Below are 20240 nucleotides of genomic sequence, written 5' to 3'. Positions count from 1 at the left end.
GAGGAGGCCGGCAGGACCGTCCCTCATCCGCAACCGCGGTGTCCGGCGCCCGCAATCAATACCGCATGATCGAGGCCCACAAGACCGCCCCGCTGCGAGGAGTGACACGTCGTGCTGGTTGGCTGACTAAAGCTATTAAGACCGCGGCGCCATCGAGGCAACCGGCATCAGGCCTCAAGGGAGATTTCGGTGGATGTCACCACGCTCACCTCGGCGAAGAGATCCGGCTCCGGCACCTCGGTCCAAGGCTGATGCTTGCGCCGGGCCGCCACGACCGGGGCGAACAGGCTGCGGTGATGGACCGAAGGGCCGAGACGATCGAGTGCAGCCAGATGCTCGGGCACGCCGTAGCCCTTGTGCTGCTCGAAGCCGTAGCCCGGGCAGTCCTGCGCCAGCGCGCACATCAGCCGGTCCCGCGTCACCTTGGCGACGATCGAAGCCGCCGCGATCGACATCACCAGCCCGTCACCGCCGATCACGGCCTCGCAGCCGCAGTCGACATCGATGCGGTCACGACCGTCGACGAACACGTGCCTTGGCGCCTCCGGCAGCGCCTTCACCGCCCGCGCAAGCGCCCACAGCGACGCCCGCAGGATGTTGTCGCGATCGATGCGCGCCGGCGAGGCGACCGCCACGGCGAAGGCGGAGGTCTTGCAGATTTTGTCGAACAGCGCCTCGCGCTGCTCCGCGCTCAGCCGCTTGGAATCGTCAAGACCTTTGGGGATGCGCGCCGGATCGAGAATCACGGCTGCCGCCACCACCGGGCCTGCGAGCGGACCACGGCCGGCCTCGTCGCAGCCGGCGACCGGCCAGATGCCCTGCTTCAGCAGAGCACGCTCGCGCCGGAAACTCGGCGGCGCCACCGCAATGACACCCTTGCTGAGCCTGCCGCCAGCCTTGCCGGCCTCCTTTGCAGAGCCAAGCTTGGCCGCCCCCTTCGCAGCGCCGCTCTTCGCAGCGTCAGCCTTCGTAACGCCAGCCTTCGTAACACCAACCTTCGCAGCGCCGCTCTTGGCCGACGCACCACTGGCGGCCTTCGCCCCGCCCGGCTTGTTCGCTTGGTCCCGAATCATGGTCGGCATGGTGCGGACCGGGACGCAGCCGCGCAACCCGCAACCTTTCTCAATTCCCCACTATTCGCAACGTGGGTCCGCGGCCCTGGACTCCTCCGGCAGACGCACCCGACCGTCGTCGCCGACTTCGATCCCCGGCGCCACGACGGCTTCCCAGACATGGCCGTCCGGATCGGCGAAATAGCCGCAATAGCCACCATAGTGGGTCGGATGGGCCGGCTTCAGCAGCGAGGCTCCCTTCTCGACCGCCGCGTCCAGGGCTGCATCGACCTCAGCCTCGGAGCGGCAGTTCCAGGCCAGCGTCACACCGCGGAACGCCCGCGGACGAGGTTCCTCCGGCACACCGGCTTCTTGTGCCAGCGTGTGCCACGGATAGAGCGCCAGAACGGTTGCTCCAGTCTCGAAGAACGCCACGGCCTCCCCGGTCGCCTGGAACTTCCGAACGAAGCCGAGCGAGGCGTAGAACGCGATGCTCCGCCGCATCTCGGAGACGCCGAGCGTGACAACCGTGAACCGCGGAACCACGACCTCGGCACCCATGACGCCCTCTCTCATCCTTCAAAACAGGCTGAGCTGCTGCCCGCCGCCCTTCGGCCGCACGAAATGATCCGTCGTCAGCTTGGTCCGCCGCTTGTTCAGGCCGAGCTTCTCGCAGGCGATCTCGAAGCGGCGGCCGATCATCCAGGCCATAGGACCTGTCCCCTTCATCCGGGTGCCCCATTGCGAGTCGTAGTCGCGGCCGCCGCGCATGTCGCGGATCAGGGTGAAGACGTGGCGATAGCGGTCCGGAAAATGCTCGAGCAGCCATTCGCGGAACAGGTCGCGCACCTCCAGCGGCAGCCGCAGCAGCACGTACGCAGCTTCCTTGACGCCGGCATGGGCGGCGGCATCGAGGATGCGCTCGATCTCGCTGTCGTTGAGCGCCGGGATCACCGGCGCCACCATCACCGTGGTCGGGATGCCCGCCTTCGACAGCGCCTGCAGCGCCTCCAGCCGCTTCGACGGCGTCGAGGCCCGCGGCTCCATGGTGCGGGCCAGCTTCGGATCCAGCGTGGTCACTGAAATCGCGACCTTTGCCAGGTTCTTCTTGGCCATCCGCGCCAGAATGTCGGCATCACGCATCACCAGCGCCGACTTGGTGACGATTCCGACGGGATGGCCAACCTTTTCCAGCACCTCGAGAATGCCGCGCATGATCTTCCGCTCACGCTCGATCGGCTGGTACGGATCGGTGTTGGTGCCGATCGCGATCATCCGCGGCTCGTAGCCGCTCGCCGCCAGCTCCTTCTCCAGCAGCGCCGCCGCATCCGGCTTCACGAACAGCTTGGATTCGAAGTCGAGGCCCGGCGACAGGCCGAGGAAAGCATGCGTCGGCCGCGCGAAGCAATAAACGCAGCCGTGCTCACAGCCGCGATACGGATTGATCGAGCGGTCGAAGCCAATGTCCGGCGAGTCGTTGCGAGTGATGACCTTGCGCGAGGTGTCGGTCGCGACCGTGGTCTTGAATGGCGGCAGCTCCTCGAGGCTCTGCCAGCCATCGTCGAAGGCGATGCGGGCCTCGGCCTCGTAGCGTCCGCTCGCATTGGATTGCGCCCCCCGGCCGCGGCGCCGGCTCCGGTCGATGGTGACCGCGAGCTCGGGGAAATCGGTCTCGGGACGGTTCTGCTCAGGACCCGGGGAAGGCGCGCCCGCCGGCTCGGAGGGCACCTGGACCGGCGGGCGCTTGAGGGCATGTGAAGATGCTCGGCTCATGGCCAAGGTATAGCACAAAAAGAGAACATAACAAGATCAAAATTGAACAAGCTCGGAGGATCCGTTCTGAGCCTGCGCAAGGCCAGCCATCACATTCCCGTTCTATGCTGCGGCCGCGTTGGAACGGGACGGTGCGGCGTTACTCTCCTGTACTCTCCCGCAGGCGCGAAACGGACGGCAAGCGAGGTCCCATGCAGCTCAGTTCTCCCCAACCGACGCTTCCCGCTGACGATCTCGACCTGCTCGACCGCTATTGGCGCGCCGCCAACTACCTCTCGGTCGGCCAGATCTACCTGCTCGACAACCCGCTGCTGAGAGAGCCGCTGAAGCCGGAGCACATCAAGCCACGCCTGCTCGGCCATTGGGGCACGACGCCGGGGCTGAACTTCATCTACGCCCATCTCAACCGCGCCATCGCCGCACAGGATCTCAACGTGATCTATGTCTGCGGACCCGGGCATGGCGGCCCGGGCGTGGTCGCCAACACCTATCTCGAGGGCAGCTATAGCGAGATCTATCCCGACATCACGCGCGATGCGGACGGGCTGCGCAAGCTGTTCCGGCAGTTCTCCTTTCCCGGCGGCATTCCGAGCCATGCGGCACCGGAGACGCCGGGGTCGATCCATGAAGGCGGCGAGCTCGGCTACGCGCTGGTGCACGCCTATGGCGCGGCGTTCGACAATCCCGACTTGATCGTGGCCTGCGTCATCGGCGACGGCGAGGCCGAAACGGGACCGCTCGCCGCGTCGTGGCACTCGAACAAATTCCTCAACCCGGCGCATGATGGCGCGGTGCTGCCGATCCTGCATCTCAACGGCTACAAGATCGCCAACCCCACCGTGCTGGGCCGCATGGCCGATGCCGAGATCAAGTCTTTGTTCGAGGGCTACGGCTACGCGCCGTTGTTGGTCGAGGGCGACGAGCCCCAGGCGATGCACCGGCAGATGGCGGATGCGCTCGACGTTGCGCTCGCCAGCATCCGCTCGATCCAGCAGAATGCGCGCCAGCCGGATGCCGTGATCCATCGCCCGCGCTGGCCGATGATCGTGCTGCGCAGCCCGAAGGGCTGGACCGGGCCGAAGGAGGTTGACGGCCTCAAGGTCGAAGGGTTCTGGCGCGCCCATCAAGTGCCGATCGGCAATCCCCGCCGCAATCCGCAGCATCTCGCTTTGCTCGAAGCGTGGATGAAGAGCTACCAGCCCGAGACGCTGTTCGACGCGACCGGCCGTCTGGCGCCGGAGTTGCAGGCGCTGGCGCCGAAAGGCGCGCGACGCATGGGCGCCAACCCGCATGCCAATGGCGGCCTTCTCAAGCGCGAGCTGAAGCTGCCCGACTATCGCGCCTTCGCAGTCGACATTCGCTCCCCCGGCGAGACCATCGCCGAGGCGACGCGGGAGCTCGGCAGGTTCCTGCGCGAGGTCTTCACGTTGAACCAGGCCACGCGCAACTTCCGCATCATGGGCCCGGACGAGACCGCCTCGAACCGGCTCGACGCCGTGTTCGACGTCACCGAGCGCGTCTGGATGGAAGGCATCGAGCCCTATGACGTCCATCTCGCCCAGGATGGCCGCGTCATGGAGGTGCTGAGCGAGCATCTCTGCCAGGGCTGGCTGGAAGGCTATCTGCTCACCGGCCGCCATGGATTCTTCTCCTGCTACGAAGCCTTCATCCACATCGTGGATTCCATGTTCAACCAGCATGCCAAATGGCTGAAGGTCGCGCGCGAGCTGCCATGGCGTCGCTCGATCGCGTCGCTCAATTATCTGCTGACCTCGCATGTCTGGCGGCAGGACCATAACGGCTTCAGCCATCAGGATCCCGGCTTCGTCGATCTCGTCGCCAACAAAAAGGCCGACATCGTCCGCATCTACCTGCCCCCGGACGCCAACACGCTGCTGTGGATCGCCGACCATTGCCTGCGCACCTACGACCGCATCAACGTCATCGTCGCCGGCAAGCAGCCTGCGCCGCAATGGTTGTCGATGACGGACGCGGCAACGCATTGCGACGCCGGCATCGGCATCTGGTCATGGGCCGGCACCGGGCCGGCCGATGCGGAGCCGGACGTGGTGATGGCCTGCGCCGGCGATGTCCCCACGCTGGAGACGCTCGCAGCCGTCACTCTGCTGCGCAAGGAATTGCCCGAGCTGAAGATCCGCGTCGTCAACGTCGTCGACCTGATGACCTTGCAGCCTGCGAAAGAGCATCCGCATGGCCTCAGCGATCGCGACTTCGACAGCCTGTTCACGACAGACAAGCCCGTGATCTTCGCCTATCACGGCTATCCCTATCTGATCCATCGCCTCACCTACAGCCGCACCAACCATGCCGGCATGCATGTGCGCGGCTTCATCGAGGAAGGCACCACGACGACGCCGTTCGACATGGTCGTGCTCAACGAGCTCGACCGCTTCCACCTCGCCATCGAGGCGATCGAGCGCGTGCCGGGCCTCAGCGTGTCGGCGGCCGCCGTGAAGCAGAAGTTCCGCGACGCGCTGATCGCGCATGCGCGCTACATCCGCGCGCATGGCGAGGACATGCCGGAGATCCGCGACTGGGTCTGGCAGAACAGCGCAGGCGGGACGACGACGGTGCAGGCCGGCGACTGAGCCAGCCGAGCGCGAGCCTCGGCCACGCCGCACCTTGAAATAGCAAACGTTCAGGCGCAGCCCGAACGTGCGACGCCGGCGCATGCTGCAAAATTCTGCAGTGCAGCGGGCTGATTTGGTTGTGACAAGATGATAACAACGGAACCGGAGGCGCTGGAAACGACGATGCCAGGTTCATGCTGAGCGTGATCATCCCGACCGCCGGGGTCGAGCAGACCGCCGTGGCCACCTTGTCCGCGCTGGTGCCGGGCGCAGCGGCTGGTATCGTCACCGAGGTGCTGCTGGTCGACCGCTCTCCCGATCCCAGCGTGATCGAGCGCGTCGCCGACGTCGCCGGCTGCCATTTCATGAGTTTCGAGGGCAGCCATGCCGCAGCGCTGGCCGCCGGCGCCGCGAAGGCCCGGGCGCCATGGCTGATGTTTCTGCCCGCGGGCGCGGTGCTCGACGCGGGGTGGATCGACGAGACCATGCAGTTCGTCCAGAGCGTCGCTGCCAGCGGCCGGCCGCGCGCCGGAATTTTCCGCTATGCCCGGTCGCCCTACGCCGCCGTCAGCCTGCGTGACCGGCTGCGATCGGTCGTCCGCGTTCTTGCCGGGCCGCTAGGCGACCAGGGCCTCTTGATCGCGCGGGATCACTACCGGCAGATCGGTGGCTACCAGCCCGAGCATAAGCGTGCTGAAGCGCGGCTGCTGCGTCAGCTCGGCCGCTCCTCCCGCACCATGCTGCGCAGCCGGATCATCATGGTCTAGCGCCGGATACTTGTCATCGTCAATCAATTGATTGATAATGGCAAGTATACGAGGTGCCCCATGATCAACGTTCCGTCCAATGACCAGGTCGCCGCGGTTCGCGCCTTTAACCGCTTCTACACCAGGAAGCTCGGCGCGCTGGACCAACATCTGCTCGACAGCCCGTTCTCGCTGGCCGAGGCGCGCGTGCTCTACGAGCTGGCCCAGCACGACGCCGTCTCTGCCAAGGAGATCGGTCTCTCGCTCGGCCTCGATGCCGGTTATCTCAGCCGCATCGTGCAGAGCTTCGACGAGAACGGCCTGATCGCTCGTACCCCCCTGCCGTCGGACCGGAGGCAACAGCAGCTCAGCCTCACCGCCAAGGGGCGGCAGGCCTATGCCCGGCTCGATCGCAGCTCGCAGAAGGAGATCGCGGCGATGCTGGCGCCGCTCGCGCCCGAGGTCCGCAACCGTCTGGTCGGAGCGATGGGCGCCATCGAGACCGCGCTGGAGCCGCCGCAGCCGCGACGCTCCACCGTGCTGCTGCGCAGCCATCGTCCCGGCGACATCGGCTGGGTGGTGTCGCGGCACGGCGCTGTCTATGCCGAGGAGTATGGCTGGGACATCACGTTCGAGGCGCTGGTCGCCGAGATCGGCGCACAGTTCATCCGCAGCTACGATCCGGCCCGCGAGCATTGCTGGATCGCGGAGCTGGCCGGCGAGCCGGTCGGCTCGATCTTCCTCGTCGACGGCGGCGACGGCGTCGCCAAGCTGCGGCTGCTGCTGGTCGAAAAGAAGGCGCGCGGTCTCGGCGTCGGCCGGGCGCTGACCGAGCAATGCATCCGCTTTGCCCGCGAGAAGGACTACAGCAAAGTGGTGCTGTGGACCCAGAGCATCCTCACGGCAGCGCGTGACATCTATGCCCGCGCAGGCTTCCGCAAGGTCGGCGAGGAGCCGCATGCGTCGTTCGGCATCGAACTCATGGGCGAGACCTGGGAGCTCGAGCTGCCGCGCGCGGCGAGCCGAGGCAACCGGCAGTAGGAACAGCTCCACCATGCAACGCGTCTCACGCGTAGATTGCGGAGTTGCCGCGCTTCAGTAGTATCGCGCCAAACTGAAGCGGGGGATCACGAGTGATCAGTTTGACGTGCCGATCGAAGCTTGCCGTGTGTCTTGCATTTGCGGGCGCCGTTGGGATCGCAGGCTCCGCGCATGCCGCCCCCAAGGGCCGCGCGACCATCGCGATCACCCGCACGACCGATCTCCTCTATCTGGCGGTACCCGCCGCCGTCGAGATCAACGGCGCGAAGGTGGCAAGCCTCGGCCGCGGCGAAAGCTACCGGGGGCAGCTTCCTCCGGGCCCGGTCGCCATCACCGTCTCGACCTGGGCGTCACCGGGGTCGTCGAGCATTCGTTTCACCGCCGTGCCCGGCAAGACCTACCGGATGATCGTGGGTCCGCGCGGGAATAATTTCGCGGCCAGCATGGTGGGCGGCCTCATCGGCGCCGCCATCGAAGGCGGCGGCGCGTTCGAGATCGTGCCGGCGAAGTGACGCCGGATGCTGAGCGCGCAGCGGTGAAAAGCTACGCGGTTGCGCCCTGGGCCTTGGGCCGGCGCAGGTGCTCGTCGAGCCGCGGCATGATCTCGACGAAATTGCAGGGCCGCGTGCGATAGTCGAGCTGAGCGGCGAGGATGCCGTCCCAGCCGTCGCGGCAGGCGCCGGGCGAGCCCGGTAGGCAGAAGATGTAGGTCGCGCCGGCAACGCCCGCAGTCGCGCGGCTCTGGATCGTCGACGTCCCGATCTTGGCATGGCTCAGCAGGTGGAAGGCGATCGAGAAGCCGTCCATGCGCTTCTCGAACAACGGCTCGATCGCCTCCGGCGTGACGTCGCGGCCGGTGAAGCCGGTGCCGCCGGTGGTGATGATGACGTCGACGCCGGGATCGGCGATCCACGCCTTCACCACGGCGCGGATCTTCTCGACATCGTCGGTGACGATGTCGCGCGCGGCGAGCTTGTGGCCGGCCGCGGTCAGGCGGTCGCTCAAGGTGTTGCCGGACTTGTCGTCGGCAAGCGAGCGCGTGTCGGACACCGTCAACACGGCGATGTTGAGGGGAATGAAGCTCTTGGTCTCGTCGATCGCCATCGTGACTCCGCCCTCCCTAGATCATGACGCGTTTCGGCGGAAACGCATCATGATCTTATCTCTTTGTTTGAGCATGATCTTTCGGAAAACCGGTTTCCACTTTTCCGGATCATGCTCTAGAGCTGCGCGTTCGCGGCGAACGTATTGCAGGCCTGCACCGAGCCCTGCTGGTAGCCGATCATGAACCAGCGCTTGCGCTGCGCGGCCGAGCCGTGGGTGAACGAATCCGGCACCACACGGCCCGTGGCCTTGCGCTGCAGCGTGTCGTCGCCGATGGCCGAGGCCGTGGTCAGCGCAGCGTCGATGTCGCCATCCTCGAGGAAGCCCGGCCGCTTCTTGGCCTCGCGGTTGACCCAGACGCCGGACAGGCAGTCGGCCTGCAGCTCCACCTTGACCTGAAGCGCGTTGGCTTCGGCCTTGCTGCCGACCTGCTGCTGCATCCGCGTCACGCGCGGCAGGATTCCGAGCAGGTTCTGGACGTGATGCCCCGCCTCGTGCGCGATGATGTAGGCCGCGGTGAACTTGCAGGCGCTGCCGGAGCAGCCGCGGAAGCGCGTCTCGACCTCACGGAAGAAGCTCGTGTCGAGGAAGATCTGCCGATCGGGCGGACAGTAGAATGGGCCCATCGCCGACTGCGCCATGCCGCAGCGGCCGCCATTGGTGCTGTTGCGAAACAGCACGATCTTGGGGCCGGAATAGTTCTGCCCCGACGCCTGGAAGATCTCGGTCCAGCGATCGTCGATCTCGCCGAGGACGCCGGCGATCATGTCGCCCATCTCGTCCTTCGGCGCACCGGTCTTGCCGGCGGAGCGCCGTTCGGTCTGGTAGCTCGGCGCGCTGCCGTGGCCCAGCATCTCGGCGCCGCCGATCAGGATTCGCGGATCGATGCCGAAGGCGTAGCCGATCAGGCCGAGCACGATGATGGTGCCGATGCCGAGACCGCCGCCGCCGATCGGCAGACCCATACCACCGCCCATCCCGCCGCCTTCGTCGCGACGGTCGTCGATGTCGTCGCTGCGACGGAAATCATCGTAACGCATGGCGGCCTTTCCTCACGATTCTTGCGCGGCTCTGCGCGAAATGCCTAACGCGGCAAACAGGTAAAATTTCCACTGTGTTAATCAATAACCCGGCCGGCAAATTTTGCCTAGCGTGGCGCGAAAAAACCGCGGGCATTGCCGCACCTCGGAGAGCATCGCACGCGCGCAGGAAAACGAAAAAACCATTCGCCGGCGTCACGTTGCGCAGACAACGCCGCGCGTCGATGAACGCCTCTTCATCGCCGGTGCGCGTGATGAACATGCTTGCTGAGATGCGAAAAATTTTCCGGGTTAAGTCCATTTTTACTTTGCCACGTCATTGTGTGGGCAGTCGGTTGTTAGGTCCCGCGTCGCCGACAGCGTCGCCTGAGTCAGAGTTCTTGAGTCATGGTAGAGTCGCGTCGCGGGGCGTCTGCAAAGGCGCCCCGCACTAAATTCCAGGCTCTTGAAGAGCACCGAATCATCGTCGGCGACTGCGTCGCCGAGATGTCGAAACTCCAGGCCGCATCGGTTGACCTGGTGTTTGCAGACCCCCCGTACAACCTGCAGCTCAAGGGTGAGCTCAAGCGTCCCGACGAATCGCAGGTCGATGCCGTCGACGACGATTGGGACAAGTTCTCCTCGTTCGCCGCCTATGACGACTTCACGCGTGCCTGGCTGCTCGCCGCGCGCCGCGCGATGAAGCCGAGCGCGACGATCTGGGTGATCGGCTCCTATCACAACATCTTCCGCGTCGGCGCCATCATGCAGGATCTCGGCTTCTGGATCCTCAACGACATCGTGTGGCGCAAGTCGAACCCGATGCCGAACTTCCGCGGCCGCAGGTTCACCAACGCGCACGAGACCATGATCTGGGCCGCGCGCGACGAGAAGGCGAAGGGCTATACGTTCAACTACGAAGCGCTGAAGGCGTCCAACGAAGACGTGCAGGCGCGCTCGGACTGGCTGATCCCGCTCTGCACCGGCGAGGAGCGTCTGAAGGATGGCGGCGGCAAGAAGATCCATCCGACGCAGAAGCCGGAAGGCCTGCTGGCGCGTGTGCTGCTGTCATCGTCGAAGCAGGGCGATCTGGTGATCGATCCGTTCAACGGCACCGGCACGACGGGAGCCGTGGCAAAACGCCTCGGCCGCCGCTACATCGGCTTCGAGCGCGACAAGGTTTATGCGGAAGCGGCAGAACGACGCATCGCGGCGGTCGAGCCTCTCCCCGCGGAGACGCTCGCGCCGTTCATGACGGCGCGCGAGGCACCGCGCGTCGCCTTCTCCGAGCTGATCGAGCGCGGCATGATTGCGCCGGGCGCCAAGCTCGTCGATTCCAAGCGCCGCTACGGCGCGCTGGTGCGCGCCGATGGCGCCATCATGCTCGGTGACAAGGTCGGCTCGATCCATCGGATCGGCGCCGTCGCCCAGGGGCTGCCGGCCTGCAACGGCTGGACCTTCTGGCATGTGGAGACCAAGGCCGGCCTCAGGCTGATCGACGAGTTGCGCGCCGAGATCCGCTCCGAGATGACGGCCGCCTGACGCTCACGACGTCCGGCGTCCCTGCCCCGAATAGCGCGCCAGGAGGTCTTCGACCTCGTACTGATCATCATAGCGCACGTCGTCGCGTGGCACGACCGAGACCTGCGCCACCCGCTGCGGCTCGCGTCGCGTTGCCACACCGGGATGGAAGCCGTCCACCGGCGGCAGATGCATGCGATCCAGCTCCGGCTCGGCCGGCCAACGGGACACGCGGCGCGCAGCGACCGGCTCGAGACGCAGCTGCCGTTTGGCGCGGGCGCGGGCCAGCAGCACGCTGGTCGAGAATCCTGCAACTGCGACCGCGCCGAGGAAGGCGAACAGCCGTGTCCGCGCCGCGTCGTCGACCATGCCGCCGACCGACATCATCGGCGCAGGGTCGACAGCTGCCTGCGACGGGGCGACGGGATCGGTCGGCGCAGCATCGCCCGTGGCTGCAGCGAGCTTATAGGACGACGGACGCGGCGCCGGCGCGGGCTGCGCCTGCGGCGGCGCGGACGAATCGGGCCAACGCGTCGCAACAGCGGAATCGCTCGCCGCAGCTTCGCTCGCCTCCGTGGCGGGTGCCGGGCTCACCGGCGCAGGCGCCATCGCCGTCGGAGGCGCGGCAGCCGACGCAGGAGCAGCCGGAAACGCGGCGACCGGCGGAAACAGCGCGGACGATCGCGCCCCGGCGCTCGGGATCGCCCCAGCGCTCGGGATCGACGACGTCGGCTTCATCTCGTCGGCGACCTGGGTCGCCGACGACTGAAATTCCGCGCGCGCATCGGCCGCCGACGACGACAGCGCCGCGCGATCCCGATGCGACGCCAATTTTCGCGTGACGAGCGACGCGCCCTGCGCAGCGCGATCATCGTCGCGCAGATACCAGCACTGCTTCTTGGTCGCACGATCGATGCGATAGAACCAATGCTTCCCCGCCGGCGTCGCCGCAGGCTTTGCCAGGCATTCGTCAGCAGCCGATGCCGGTTTAAACTCGATTGTCACCGCAGCCGCTCCCACCAACACAGCGACAGCAACGCACGGCAACAAACTCGTCGTTCGATTCGTCATCAGACCTCCGACGATTCAACGCGCCCCCAATGCGCCGTTTCGACGATCACTTCGTTCGGAATAAGGCTGCGATGGTTCCATTTGTCGAAACAATGTTAGAACAGCGGTGTCCTTTGGATGCGTTCTAATTTTTTCGGGCTGTTTTGTCGCAGCAACAGCGGGAATAGGCGCGGATCTCGTCCGCTGATGACGCATGGTCTTGCTCACGCGGACACGCGGATGTGAGCGCGGATGCACATGAATCTATGCATGCCAATCACCTCAGTCGGCGCGCAGCCGCGACGAGCTGTCGCAAACACGATCAGTTGGCATGTGCGTCTTCAACCTGTGTCCTACACCACGGCGAAACTCCGCGCCGAGGTTGACGTCACGCCCCGCGCGACGCGACTGCGCACCGCCTCCGGGTTCACGTCGTCATCTTCGCCAGCGCCTTCTCGACCAGCTCGCGCGTGTACGGCTTCTGAATTACGGGCGCGTCGGATAGTTCGGCGGGAATCGGCGCCCGCTCGCCGTAGCCGGTGGCAAACATGAAGGGGACGCCGAGCTCCTTCAATCTGTGCCCGACCGGCAGACTGCTCTCCGCACCCAAATTGATGTCGAGCAGCGCAAAGCTCGGGACGGCCCGCTCGATTGCCTTCAGCGCCTGATTGACCGACGCTGCCGTATCGACGTGACGCGCACCCAGCTCGAGCAGGATCACTTCAGCGCCCATCGCAATGATCAGATTGTCCTCGACGATCAGCGCGGCGCCGGAGAGCCGCGGCGCCTGCTCGTGCTGGTGCGAGAGACGGGATGGCGCTCCGGTCATCGTGGGCACGACCTGCACGAAATTGGCGGGGATGACGAAGCGCGCCTGCACGCCGAGCAGATCGAAACGGATCTCGGCGTCGCCCTTGAGATCGAACGGCACCGAACGCTCGATGATCGTGGTGCCGAAGCCGCGACGCGACGGCGGCTGCACCGGCGGCCCGCCGCTTTCCTTCCAGTCGATCACGAGGCTCGATCCCGGATCGAGCCGCCACAGCACCTGGACCTGGCCGGTCGAGTCGGCGAGCGCACCGTACTTCGCCGAATTGGTCATCATCTCGTGCACGACGAGCGCCAACGTCGCGAACGCCTTCGGGTCGAGCGCGACGTCGGGACCCTCCATCCGTACGCGCCCTGCCCGCGAGCCGAGATAGGCCCCCGCCTCGGACTCGAGCAGGTGGCGCAGCGCGACGGGCGCCCAGTTCAGATTGGTGATCTGGTCGTGCGCACGCGCCAGCGCCTGAATCCGGCCGCCGAGCACGGAGGCGAATTCCTCCATCGAGGTCGCCGTGTCCTTGCTCTGCGCGACGAGGCCACGCACGAGGCTCAGGATGTTGCGGACCCGGTGATTGAGCTCGGCGATCATCAGCTCCTGCCGCTCTTGCGCGCCGCGCCGCTCGCGCGCGGCGAGCTCGGACAATTGCAGGATGACCTCGAGCAGCGTGACGCGCAGGCTTTCGGCGATGCGCAGATCCGCCGTCGTCCATGGCTGCGATTGGCCTGCGACGATCTGCTGCCAGAGCTCGAAGCTCTTGCGCGGCGTCAGCCGTGCGCCCAGCGGCCCTTCCGAATACGTCTTGTTGGGATCGCCGGCCCAATTGACCGAGTGCAGCACCTCGCGGCGGAAGAAGATCAGGCAGTCGCGCGGCGCGCGCGAGATCGGGATCGCGAGAAAGCCGGCGGCCCGATCGCGAAACGCCTCACCGGCCGCATAGACCTTCGCGATCTCGGCACTGGCGCAGATGCGCCCCGGCGAGGTGCGGTTGATGAAGCCGATCAGATCCTGCACCTCCGCCTCGGTCGGCGTCTCGCCGTCGAGCGTGATCTCGTCGTCCGACCAGACGGCAAGGCCATCGCATGCGATCATCTGGCGGTAGTCAGCGACGAATTCGAGGATCGCTCGCTTGCTGTGGGCCTGCGCGGCGGCGCGCTCGATCAGCCGCTCCTGGATCTGATGCGCGCGCGTCTCATAGGCGACGTCGCTCTCGCGCTCGCGCGCCTCCAGCAGCCAGGAATACATCTGGCCGAACAGCTCGGCCGCGGTCCGCTTCTCGAACGACAAATGGCGGGGCGAATAATGGTGGCAGGCGAACAGCCCCCACAGCTTGCCGTCGCGCAGGATCGAGACCGACATCGAGGCGCCGACGCCCATGTTGCGAAGGTACTCGATATGAACGGGCGACACTGCGCGCAGCACGCTCATCGACAGATCGAGCAGACCGGCATTGTGCGCCGGCGTCGACAACAGCGGCGACGGCGCGGCATTGATGTCGGCGATGATGCGCAGCCAGTTGCGCTGATAGAGCTGCCGCGCCTGCCGCGGAATGTCAGAGGCGGGATAGTGCAATCCCAGGAAGGGCTCCAGGCCGGAGCCCGCGGTTTCCGCAATCACCTCCCCCGATCCGTCCGGATGGAAGCGGTAGACCATCACGCGATCGAAACCCGTCAACAGCTTGAGCTGGCGTGCAGCCTCCTGGGCGAGCTCCATCATGCCTGTCGTCTTGCGAATGCGGCCGAGCATCAGCCGCACCAGCTCGCCGGAGTTCACGCCCGGCTCGATCAGGCTCGGCTCGGCCTCGACGACGAGATACGCTCCCGAGAAGTGAATGGCGAGATCGAACAGCCGGCCGTGGCCCTGCAGATCGACGCCGAACACGCGCTCGACGGCGTCGGGGCCGCTCAGATAGTCGACGCGCGTGCGGATGGCCGTCACGGCCGCCGCGGAGAGCACGGCGGCGAGCGGCCGCTGCAACAGCCCGCCGAGGTCGCCGCCCAGGTAATCCGGCGCATTCTCCGAGGCCATGCAGACCGTGAAGTCCGACACCAGCACCAGCACGAAGCCGAACGGCTGCACGTGGCCGGGAACGTGGATCGGCTCGCGATCGCAATTGGTGAGATTGACCGGCTCGTTCATACGGCTGCCATCGCCTTCGCAAACATCGCGAATGTTTCGCGCGCACTCACGATCATTCTCTCTTCATCATCCGGATGGGTGCGCTCTCTTGCGAGCTGCGCCAGAAAGCTGCGCCACAGGCCGCGGCCCGCGCCGTGGCGCAGATAGCGCGTCGCGCGCCTGACACGTGGATCCGCCGAGGCGGTGACGACGCGCAGCAGATAGGCCGCCCCCAGACGCGATCCCTCCAGCACATAGAGCGTGCCGAATAGTGCCGGCCGGTCCAGGCTCCGCATCGGCAGGCCCATCGCGACAATCGTGCCGTCGAGGTCGGCGAGATCGGCGCAGATCGCCTCGGTCCGACGCCGCTCTGCCCAATCGTCGATGACCAAGGCCACGCCTGCGTTTTCGAGCGCCTCCTCGAGCGGCAGCAACGCAGCCGCGCTGGCGCAAAGGAAGCGGCGATAATGCGCCGTCGTGGTCAGATCGAGCTGGCTGAGGCGCTCGTCGAGCGCGTGATGGTCGGCGGCGGTGATAACTCTAAGCCTGCCGCGAATTCCCTCCGTGCCGACAGCGCAAAGCGGATCGTCTGAAATGGCAGCCAGCGACATTGAGGGGCCCGAAAAAAAGGAGGTCGGCCGCAGGCGCGCCACGGTCTCAAGCAACGCCGCCTGGACGGATGTGGTTCCCGTGCCGGAGCACTCTTTTTGCCGGGCCAGACCGGGACCCTGATCCTCTCGACCGAGCAGCGAGTTCCCGCCGCTCGGCGGAGGCGGCCTGCATCTGCTCACTTGTCCTCGCTTGTGCTCACCCGTGCTCCACGGCAGAGGGCGGACCGAGCGCAGCCTCGATCAGGAGCGTGTCGCAATATTCGATCCATTCCGTGATGCGGCCGTTCTCCAGGCGGAGCACGTTGCAATAGCTGTTGTCATAGGCGCGCCCATCGACCGTGGTGTTGCGTCCCCGAGCCTGCACGACGACGTGATCGCCTTCCGCGATCAGCCGTTGCGGAATCGTCGTGATGCGGCCGAGCCGCGCCCGGAGCGGCGCGAAAAGCTCGGCCAGAACGGCCTCCTTGCCGTCATAGCTGCGCGACCAGGATCCGCTGCCCATGATGACGAAGCGGAAGTCATCTGCGAGATGGGCCATCAGCGGCTGCGGGTTGCTGTTGGCCAGCGCGTCGAACACGTCCTGGACGATCTGCTTGTTGTGGTGGACCCGTGAGGGGCCGGTCATGGCAAGCTCTTCCTGACCGTGTGGGGCGCTCTGCCTGAGCGCAGCCGGAAACGGCCCGAGCACCGCCTCGGTCAGCGTCGAGTCGCAATACTCCCTGATCTCGACGATGCGGCCCTCGTGCAGCCGGTAGATCAGGCAATAGTCGTTGTTGTAGGGCTGGCCGGCCCTGGTGCGCATCTCGCCCTTGGCTTCGACGACGACCACGTCGTCATCTGCAATGAAGCGCAGCGGAATGGTGCGGCGTCCTTCCGCGAGCAGGCTGGCGAGATGGCCATGGAGATTGCGCAGCAGTGCCTGCTTGCCGCGGATCGTCTGCGACCAGGAATATTGCCCCGTGATCACCATCGTGACGTCGTCGGCAATCGCCGCGACATAGGCCGCACGGTCACCGGTTGCGGCCTTTGCGAGCAGCTCTTGCATCAATCGTTTGTTGGCGCTGGCGGTCATGGCATCTCTCTCCCGATGTCCTGTCGAACGGGAGAAAGCATGAGGGAGAGCGCACCATTCTTCCAATCGATATCGAATATGATGTAAATTCGTCTTATGAATTTGGCCGCGCTCGATCTCAATTTGCTGGTGGCGCTCGACGCGCTGCTCCGCGAGAGCAGCGTCAGCCGGGCTGCGCTGCGGATCGGCCTGTCGCAGCCGGCGACCAGCCATGCGCTGCAGCGGCTGCGCGACCTGCTCGGCGATCCCCTGCTGGTGCGAACTGGGGCCCGCATGGAATTGACACCGCGTGCGCTTGCTCTCAGGGCGCCGCTGACGCAGGCGCTGGATCAGGTGCGCGGCCTGTTCACGCCGGACGCCTTCGACGCCATCAGCAGCGAGCGCCAGTTCCGGCTGATGATGCCCGACCTCGCGGTCGAGCTGCTGATGCCGGCGCTGATGGCCAAGGTGACCCGTGCAGCGCCGAGCGTCCGCATCGACGTGGTGCCGTGGCGGGGGCCTGCGATCTTCCATGCAGAATTTGCCCGCACCATCGACATGGTGATCTCGATCGGCAACGCCTTCAAAGGCTTTCATCGCCAGCTGCTCTACACCGACAGCGACGCGCTCGCGGTGCGCCGCGGCCACCCGGCCGGCCGGCAGCTCAGCCGGCGCGAGGCGTTTCTGGCCGCAAGGCATGTCGCGGTCGTGCTGCGCGGCCAAGGCGAAGACCTGATCGACGGCTGGCTGCGCAGCAAGGGCTGGGAGCGGCGGATCGCGCTGGTCGTGCCGAGCTATATCGAGGCGCTGCATGTCGCCGCGCGCACGGACCTCATCGCTTTCGTGCCGCGCCGGCTGATCACCGCGCTGGCGCGGCCCCTGGCGCTTGCGACCGTCGCGCCGCCGCTCGATCCCGGGATCGACGAGCAGTACATGTTCTACCCGACGCGGGCGCAGCTCGAGCCCGGCTCGATCTGGCTGCGCAGCCTGATGCTGGACACCGGCCGCGGCCTCGGCGGCGCGCCGGCGCCGAGGCCGCGGACCAGATGAGCGCGTGCGCCCGCTGCCGCTGATCGTCAGGCCGCCAGTTCGGCCAACGCCTGCTTGACGGCCGCCCGCTCCGACATCCGCTTGAAGTGATCGGCCACCTTGGGAAAGGCATTGATGTCGACGCCGTCGCCCTCGAGCCATTGCGCGATCGTGAACAGATAGGGATCGCAGATCGTGTACTGCTCGCCCATCACCCACGGACCGCGCAGCATCTTCTGCTCGATCAGCGCGAAACAGGCGCTCATCGTCTCCGGCACCTTCTTCTTCATGTCGGCGAAAGAGGACTCTTCGTTGGCCCAGCGATAGCCGCGCATCTTGTGGGCATGGGCGATGTGGACGGTGGAGCAGAGATAGGACGTGAACGACTGCACCTCGGCGAAGGCGAAGAGATCGTCGAGCGGGGCCAGCCGCGCGTCCGGGAAGCGCTGCGCGATGTAGGCGAGCATTGCGGGCGTCTCGGTCAGGATGCCCTGCTCCGTCACCAGCGCCGGCACCCGCCCCTTGGGATTGATCGCGAGATACTCGGGGCTGTTCTGCTGGTTGGTCTTGAAGCTGAGCTTCTCGACAGCGTAGGGAGCACCGGTCTCCGCCAGCGCGATGTGGGAGGCGAGCGCGCAGGTGCCCGGCGCGACATAGAGCTTGAGCATGATGATCCCCGACAAGATGAGCCGCGAACCTAGCGGCAGCGGCATCGGCCGTCCATCCCGCCGCCCGGGGAACACATCTGCACGGCCAGCATGCGCGCTGGCGGTCGCCGGAAGGAAGGTCGTTCATCCCCCGGTCAGAGCGGCGCCACGTCCATCGTGTGCACCGTCGGGAAATAGCGGAAGCCGTCGCCGGTCCTTGAAGAATGTGATGCGGTCCTTGACCGGCACGAGATTGCGCACCGCCTGCTCGCAGGAGAAACATTGTTTCTGCCGACTACGACGAAACACGCCAGACATGACCTCACCGTCCTCGCCGCGCAAAGCGCCCGAGCTGTTGCCGAACAGGAACCCTCACGACAAAGAGGGCGCAGGGAATGCCGGGTGCTGGCCGCAACCCATGGCCCGCCTGCACATAAGAAAGCAGGCGGCAGTCACCACAGGTCCAGCCGGAACATCCGGCATTCCCTGCGCGATGGGCTTCCGTCTTATACGTGATCTCCCCGGGGACCGGCTGTCTTGCCCCCGTCACCGGCGGATCATCACCGCCAGCTTGGCATCAGCACCGGGATGCCAGGACCACACGATTTCAACGTCCGCGAAAGACCCCGCACCGCGCCACGACGGCAAGCCGCCGCAGCCCTGCACGAGACCGGTCGACGTCGCTCGTCCTCACGACGCCGTCGCAGCCACCGCATCCCGCCCCGCGTGTCGTGACGACGCGTACGCCCCTCCTGTCGGGACGGAACGGGGCTGATAAGACACCTGATTTGGGGGTGAAGTCAAGATAAATTCTGAAAAACGGAAGAAAACCGAATTGAACTTAGCGACTGACCGGGATGACCAGCAACGTCCGCGCATGCTCCGCCGTCAATGCACCCACTTGCTGGAATCTGCCGCTTCGCATGCCCGCCGCAGCAAGCCTTGTGCGATCACCATAATCTCGGTCATTGAGCTTGCAACGTAGCCTGCTCCGGATCATTGGCGAAGTATCTCATGATCTCAGCAATGTCCGTCCCAGCTCCTCCAAATAGCTCACCTGGCTTGTGCTCGCACAGAGAGCGCAAGACGTCATGAAACGAGATGAGCTCAATCCCTCCCTGCTCAATCATTTGAAGCTCAATCCTATCAAGCACGACACCATGAACAAACTTATGTTTCCAAGCCATCCCTTTCCAACACTGCTCGCGCATTTCCTGCTTTCGAATGGAGTAAAACTTTTTTTCTATCCACTGCTGTATCCCCTTCGCAATCACCGCTTGCGGTCGCCTTTTAGCGGAACTAGCACTTTTGGCACCGAGTTCGGCTTGATCTTCTTTAGAGAGCCTTCCGATATAGCTCACAGGTCGAAAGCTCACCTGAACTTCCACGTGCCATCCTTCAAGTTCATGCCCTCTGGGACGGACGCCGAGCAAATCAATTTCGTTCACGCCACTCTTGATTCCGCGAACCGTGAAGAATCCGATCCTGTTCAGCCATTCATCCACAAGCTGCTCCGCCAATAGCGCCACTTTTTGCCTCCCTATCCGAATTGAGATCAAAGTACATTCAATTACACTCGGATAGGCTGGAGAAAATACAACTATGTGCGCCGTCGGGCTGCCGAATCCAACGAATCGCACCTGGGCGGGGAGATCGAGCGAATGCCTCCATCGAGTCGTGACCAGCCGAAGGGTCCGCGATTCAGGGGAAAAACCGCTGTTAGGCCCTACGAGCAGCATCGATTTGCTGTCCGGTAGTGTAGGGTTTCGCCACTTTCTTGGCGCCGGAGTTGAGAGATGAGCGGGAATGAGAATAACCAACTAAACACAACGGAAGCGGTCGACGCAATTTCGTTTAAGCAATTTCTTGAGACTACACCACCGGCTCACTCGTTGATGGTCCGCGATGCCATCAGGATGGATAAGGGAGACGCATATCTCCGCTCACCTATCCTAGAACTGCATTGCCCTGAATGCGGCGGAGAGAGGATGTTTCGGGTAAACCGTTCGCGCGATCAAGAAGTATATTTTAAGGAGAGTTACGCAGAGCTATTCCATGAGTACG

The 20240-nt window shown here is 65.2% G+C and carries 17 protein-coding genes and 2 pseudogenes; 6 read left to right on the top strand and 13 right to left on the bottom strand.

The window, feature by feature from the left end:
* Positions 1–167: 167 nt before the first annotated feature.
* The 3 genes from QXZ94_RS00840 to QXZ94_RS00830 are packed head-to-tail and all read right to left on the bottom strand — an operon-like array spanning position 168 to position 2825.
* Entirely contained in the window at positions 168–1082 is a 915-nt protein-coding gene (locus QXZ94_RS00840) for a ribonuclease HII (RefSeq protein ID WP_315718813.1), read from the bottom strand.
* A 51-nt stretch (positions 1083–1133) separates the two neighbouring features.
* Positions 1134–1613: a VOC family protein gene (locus QXZ94_RS00835; protein WP_315718812.1), complete on the bottom strand. Its 480-nt coding sequence runs from the start codon at positions 1611–1613 to the stop codon at positions 1134–1136.
* Positions 1614–1631: 18 nt separating this feature from the next.
* On the bottom strand, positions 1632–2825 hold the full coding sequence (locus tag QXZ94_RS00830) for a PA0069 family radical SAM protein (RefSeq protein WP_315718811.1): 1194 nt from the start codon (positions 2823–2825) through the stop codon (positions 1632–1634).
* Positions 2826–3016: 191 nt separating this feature from the next.
* Between QXZ94_RS00830 and QXZ94_RS00825 the strand changes: the two genes are divergently transcribed.
* The 4 genes from QXZ94_RS00825 (at position 3017) to QXZ94_RS00810 (ending at position 7715) form a co-directional block, all read left to right on the top strand.
* Positions 3017–5434, top strand: coding sequence for a phosphoketolase family protein (locus tag QXZ94_RS00825; protein ID WP_315718810.1), 2418 nt, complete (start codon positions 3017–3019; stop codon positions 5432–5434).
* Between the two features lie 176 nt (positions 5435–5610).
* Complete coding sequence (locus QXZ94_RS00820; RefSeq protein WP_315718809.1) at positions 5611–6183, top strand: glycosyl transferase; 573 nt, start codon at positions 5611–5613, stop codon at positions 6181–6183.
* A gap of 60 nt (positions 6184–6243) precedes the next feature.
* Positions 6244–7203, top strand: coding sequence for a helix-turn-helix domain-containing GNAT family N-acetyltransferase (locus QXZ94_RS00815; protein WP_315718808.1), 960 nt, complete (start codon positions 6244–6246; stop codon positions 7201–7203).
* A 125-nt stretch (positions 7204–7328) separates the two neighbouring features.
* Entirely contained in the window at positions 7329–7715 is a 387-nt protein-coding gene (locus QXZ94_RS00810; protein ID WP_315718807.1) for a hypothetical protein, read from the top strand.
* Between the two features lie 31 nt (positions 7716–7746).
* Here QXZ94_RS00810 and moaB read toward each other — a convergent pair whose 3' ends face one another.
* From moaB to QXZ94_RS00795, 3 genes are all read right to left on the bottom strand, one after another.
* The gene (moaB, locus tag QXZ94_RS00805) at positions 7747–8307 is read right to left on the bottom strand and encodes a molybdenum cofactor biosynthesis protein B (protein WP_315718806.1); all 561 of its coding nucleotides are present in this window, start codon (positions 8305–8307) and stop codon (positions 7747–7749) included.
* A 116-nt stretch (positions 8308–8423) separates the two neighbouring features.
* Positions 8424–9347: a neutral zinc metallopeptidase gene (locus tag QXZ94_RS00800; RefSeq protein ID WP_172110816.1), complete on the bottom strand. Its 924-nt coding sequence runs from the start codon at positions 9345–9347 to the stop codon at positions 8424–8426.
* Entirely contained in the window at positions 9334–9609 is a 276-nt protein-coding gene (locus QXZ94_RS00795; RefSeq protein WP_315718805.1) for a hypothetical protein, read from the bottom strand. The genes QXZ94_RS00800 and QXZ94_RS00795 overlap by 14 nt, the downstream gene beginning before the upstream one ends.
* 125 nt (positions 9610–9734) lie before the next feature.
* On the opposite strand from QXZ94_RS00795, the gene QXZ94_RS00790 reads away from it, so the two are divergent.
* Complete coding sequence (locus QXZ94_RS00790) at positions 9735–10868, top strand: site-specific DNA-methyltransferase (RefSeq protein WP_315718804.1); 1134 nt, start codon at positions 9735–9737, stop codon at positions 10866–10868.
* Between the two features lie 3 nt (positions 10869–10871).
* Here the strand turns inward: QXZ94_RS00790 and QXZ94_RS00785 are convergent, their stop codons facing one another.
* The 5 genes and pseudogenes from QXZ94_RS00785 to QXZ94_RS00765 form a co-directional block, all read right to left on the bottom strand.
* Complete coding sequence (locus tag QXZ94_RS00785) at positions 10872–11918, bottom strand: hypothetical protein (protein WP_315718803.1); 1047 nt, start codon at positions 11916–11918, stop codon at positions 10872–10874.
* Positions 11919–12324: 406 nt separating this feature from the next.
* Positions 12325–14859, bottom strand: a complete 2535-nt coding sequence (locus tag QXZ94_RS00780) for an HWE histidine kinase domain-containing protein (protein ID WP_315718802.1) — start codon at positions 14857–14859, stop codon at positions 12325–12327.
* Positions 14856–15449 carry a biliverdin-producing heme oxygenase gene (locus QXZ94_RS00775; protein ID WP_315718801.1) on the bottom strand — a complete coding sequence of 198 codons (594 nt, stop codon included), beginning with the start codon at positions 15447–15449 and terminating at the stop codon, positions 14856–14858. The genes QXZ94_RS00780 and QXZ94_RS00775 overlap by 4 nt, the downstream gene beginning before the upstream one ends.
* A gap of 196 nt (positions 15450–15645) precedes the next feature.
* Positions 15646–16029: pseudogene (locus QXZ94_RS00770) on the bottom strand (nuclear transport factor 2 family protein); the annotation flags it as partial.
* Between the two features lie 75 nt (positions 16030–16104).
* Positions 16105–16521: pseudogene (locus tag QXZ94_RS00765) on the bottom strand (nuclear transport factor 2 family protein); the annotation flags it as partial.
* 96 nt (positions 16522–16617) lie between these two features.
* Between QXZ94_RS00765 and QXZ94_RS00760 the strand changes: the two are divergent.
* On the top strand, positions 16618–17550 hold the full coding sequence (locus QXZ94_RS00760; RefSeq protein WP_315718800.1) for a LysR family transcriptional regulator: 933 nt from the start codon (positions 16618–16620) through the stop codon (positions 17548–17550).
* Positions 17551–17576: 26 nt separating this feature from the next.
* On the opposite strand, the gene QXZ94_RS00755 is transcribed toward QXZ94_RS00760, so the two are convergent.
* Together QXZ94_RS00755 and QXZ94_RS00750 are read right to left on the bottom strand one after the other, a co-directional pair.
* Positions 17577–18197, bottom strand: a complete 621-nt coding sequence (locus QXZ94_RS00755) for a glutathione S-transferase family protein (RefSeq protein WP_172110822.1) — start codon at positions 18195–18197, stop codon at positions 17577–17579.
* Between the two features lie 944 nt (positions 18198–19141).
* Positions 19142–19705, bottom strand: a complete 564-nt coding sequence (locus QXZ94_RS00750; RefSeq protein ID WP_315718799.1) for a hypothetical protein — start codon at positions 19703–19705, stop codon at positions 19142–19144.
* Positions 19706–20240 lie beyond the last annotated feature (535 nt).

Source organism: Bradyrhizobium sp. SZCCHNS2022, assembly GCF_032377575.1.
In the GTDB taxonomy this organism is placed as follows: domain Bacteria; phylum Pseudomonadota; class Alphaproteobacteria; order Rhizobiales; family Xanthobacteraceae; genus Bradyrhizobium; species Bradyrhizobium aeschynomenes.
This window is presented reverse-complemented; position numbering and strand designations above follow the sequence as displayed.

Excerpts from the sequence above, each read along its gene's own strand:
- QXZ94_RS00800 (WP_172110816.1), bottom strand. The coding sequence starts at position 9,347 with ATGCGTTACGATGATTTCCGTCGCAGCGACGACATCGACGACCGTCGC.
- QXZ94_RS00825 (WP_315718810.1), top strand. The coding sequence starts at position 3,017 with ATGCAGCTCAGTTCTCCCCAACCGACGCTTCCCGCTGACGATCTCGAC.
- QXZ94_RS00795 (WP_315718805.1), bottom strand. The coding sequence starts at position 9,609 with ATGTTCATCACGCGCACCGGCGATGAAGAGGCGTTCATCGACGCGCGG.
- moaB (WP_315718806.1), bottom strand. The coding sequence starts at position 8,307 with ATGGCGATCGACGAGACCAAGAGCTTCATTCCCCTCAACATCGCCGTG.
- QXZ94_RS00815 (WP_315718808.1), top strand. The coding sequence starts at position 6,244 with ATGATCAACGTTCCGTCCAATGACCAGGTCGCCGCGGTTCGCGCCTTT.
- QXZ94_RS00780 (WP_315718802.1), bottom strand. The coding sequence starts at position 14,859 with ATGAACGAGCCGGTCAATCTCACCAATTGCGATCGCGAGCCGATCCAC.
- QXZ94_RS00790 (WP_315718804.1), top strand. The coding sequence starts at position 9,735 with ATGGTAGAGTCGCGTCGCGGGGCGTCTGCAAAGGCGCCCCGCACTAAA.
- QXZ94_RS00755 (WP_172110822.1), bottom strand. The coding sequence starts at position 18,197 with ATGCTCAAGCTCTATGTCGCGCCGGGCACCTGCGCGCTCGCCTCCCAC.
- QXZ94_RS00840 (WP_315718813.1), bottom strand. The coding sequence starts at position 1,082 with ATGCCGACCATGATTCGGGACCAAGCGAACAAGCCGGGCGGGGCGAAG.
- QXZ94_RS00830 (WP_315718811.1), bottom strand. The coding sequence starts at position 2,825 with ATGAGCCGAGCATCTTCACATGCCCTCAAGCGCCCGCCGGTCCAGGTG.
- QXZ94_RS00835 (WP_315718812.1), bottom strand. The coding sequence starts at position 1,613 with ATGGGTGCCGAGGTCGTGGTTCCGCGGTTCACGGTTGTCACGCTCGGC.
- QXZ94_RS00820 (WP_315718809.1), top strand. The coding sequence starts at position 5,611 with ATGCTGAGCGTGATCATCCCGACCGCCGGGGTCGAGCAGACCGCCGTG.
- QXZ94_RS00760 (WP_315718800.1), top strand. The coding sequence starts at position 16,618 with ATGAATTTGGCCGCGCTCGATCTCAATTTGCTGGTGGCGCTCGACGCG.
- QXZ94_RS00775 (WP_315718801.1), bottom strand. The coding sequence starts at position 15,449 with ATGTCGCTGGCTGCCATTTCAGACGATCCGCTTTGCGCTGTCGGCACG.
- QXZ94_RS00785 (WP_315718803.1), bottom strand. The coding sequence starts at position 11,918 with ATGACGAATCGAACGACGAGTTTGTTGCCGTGCGTTGCTGTCGCTGTG.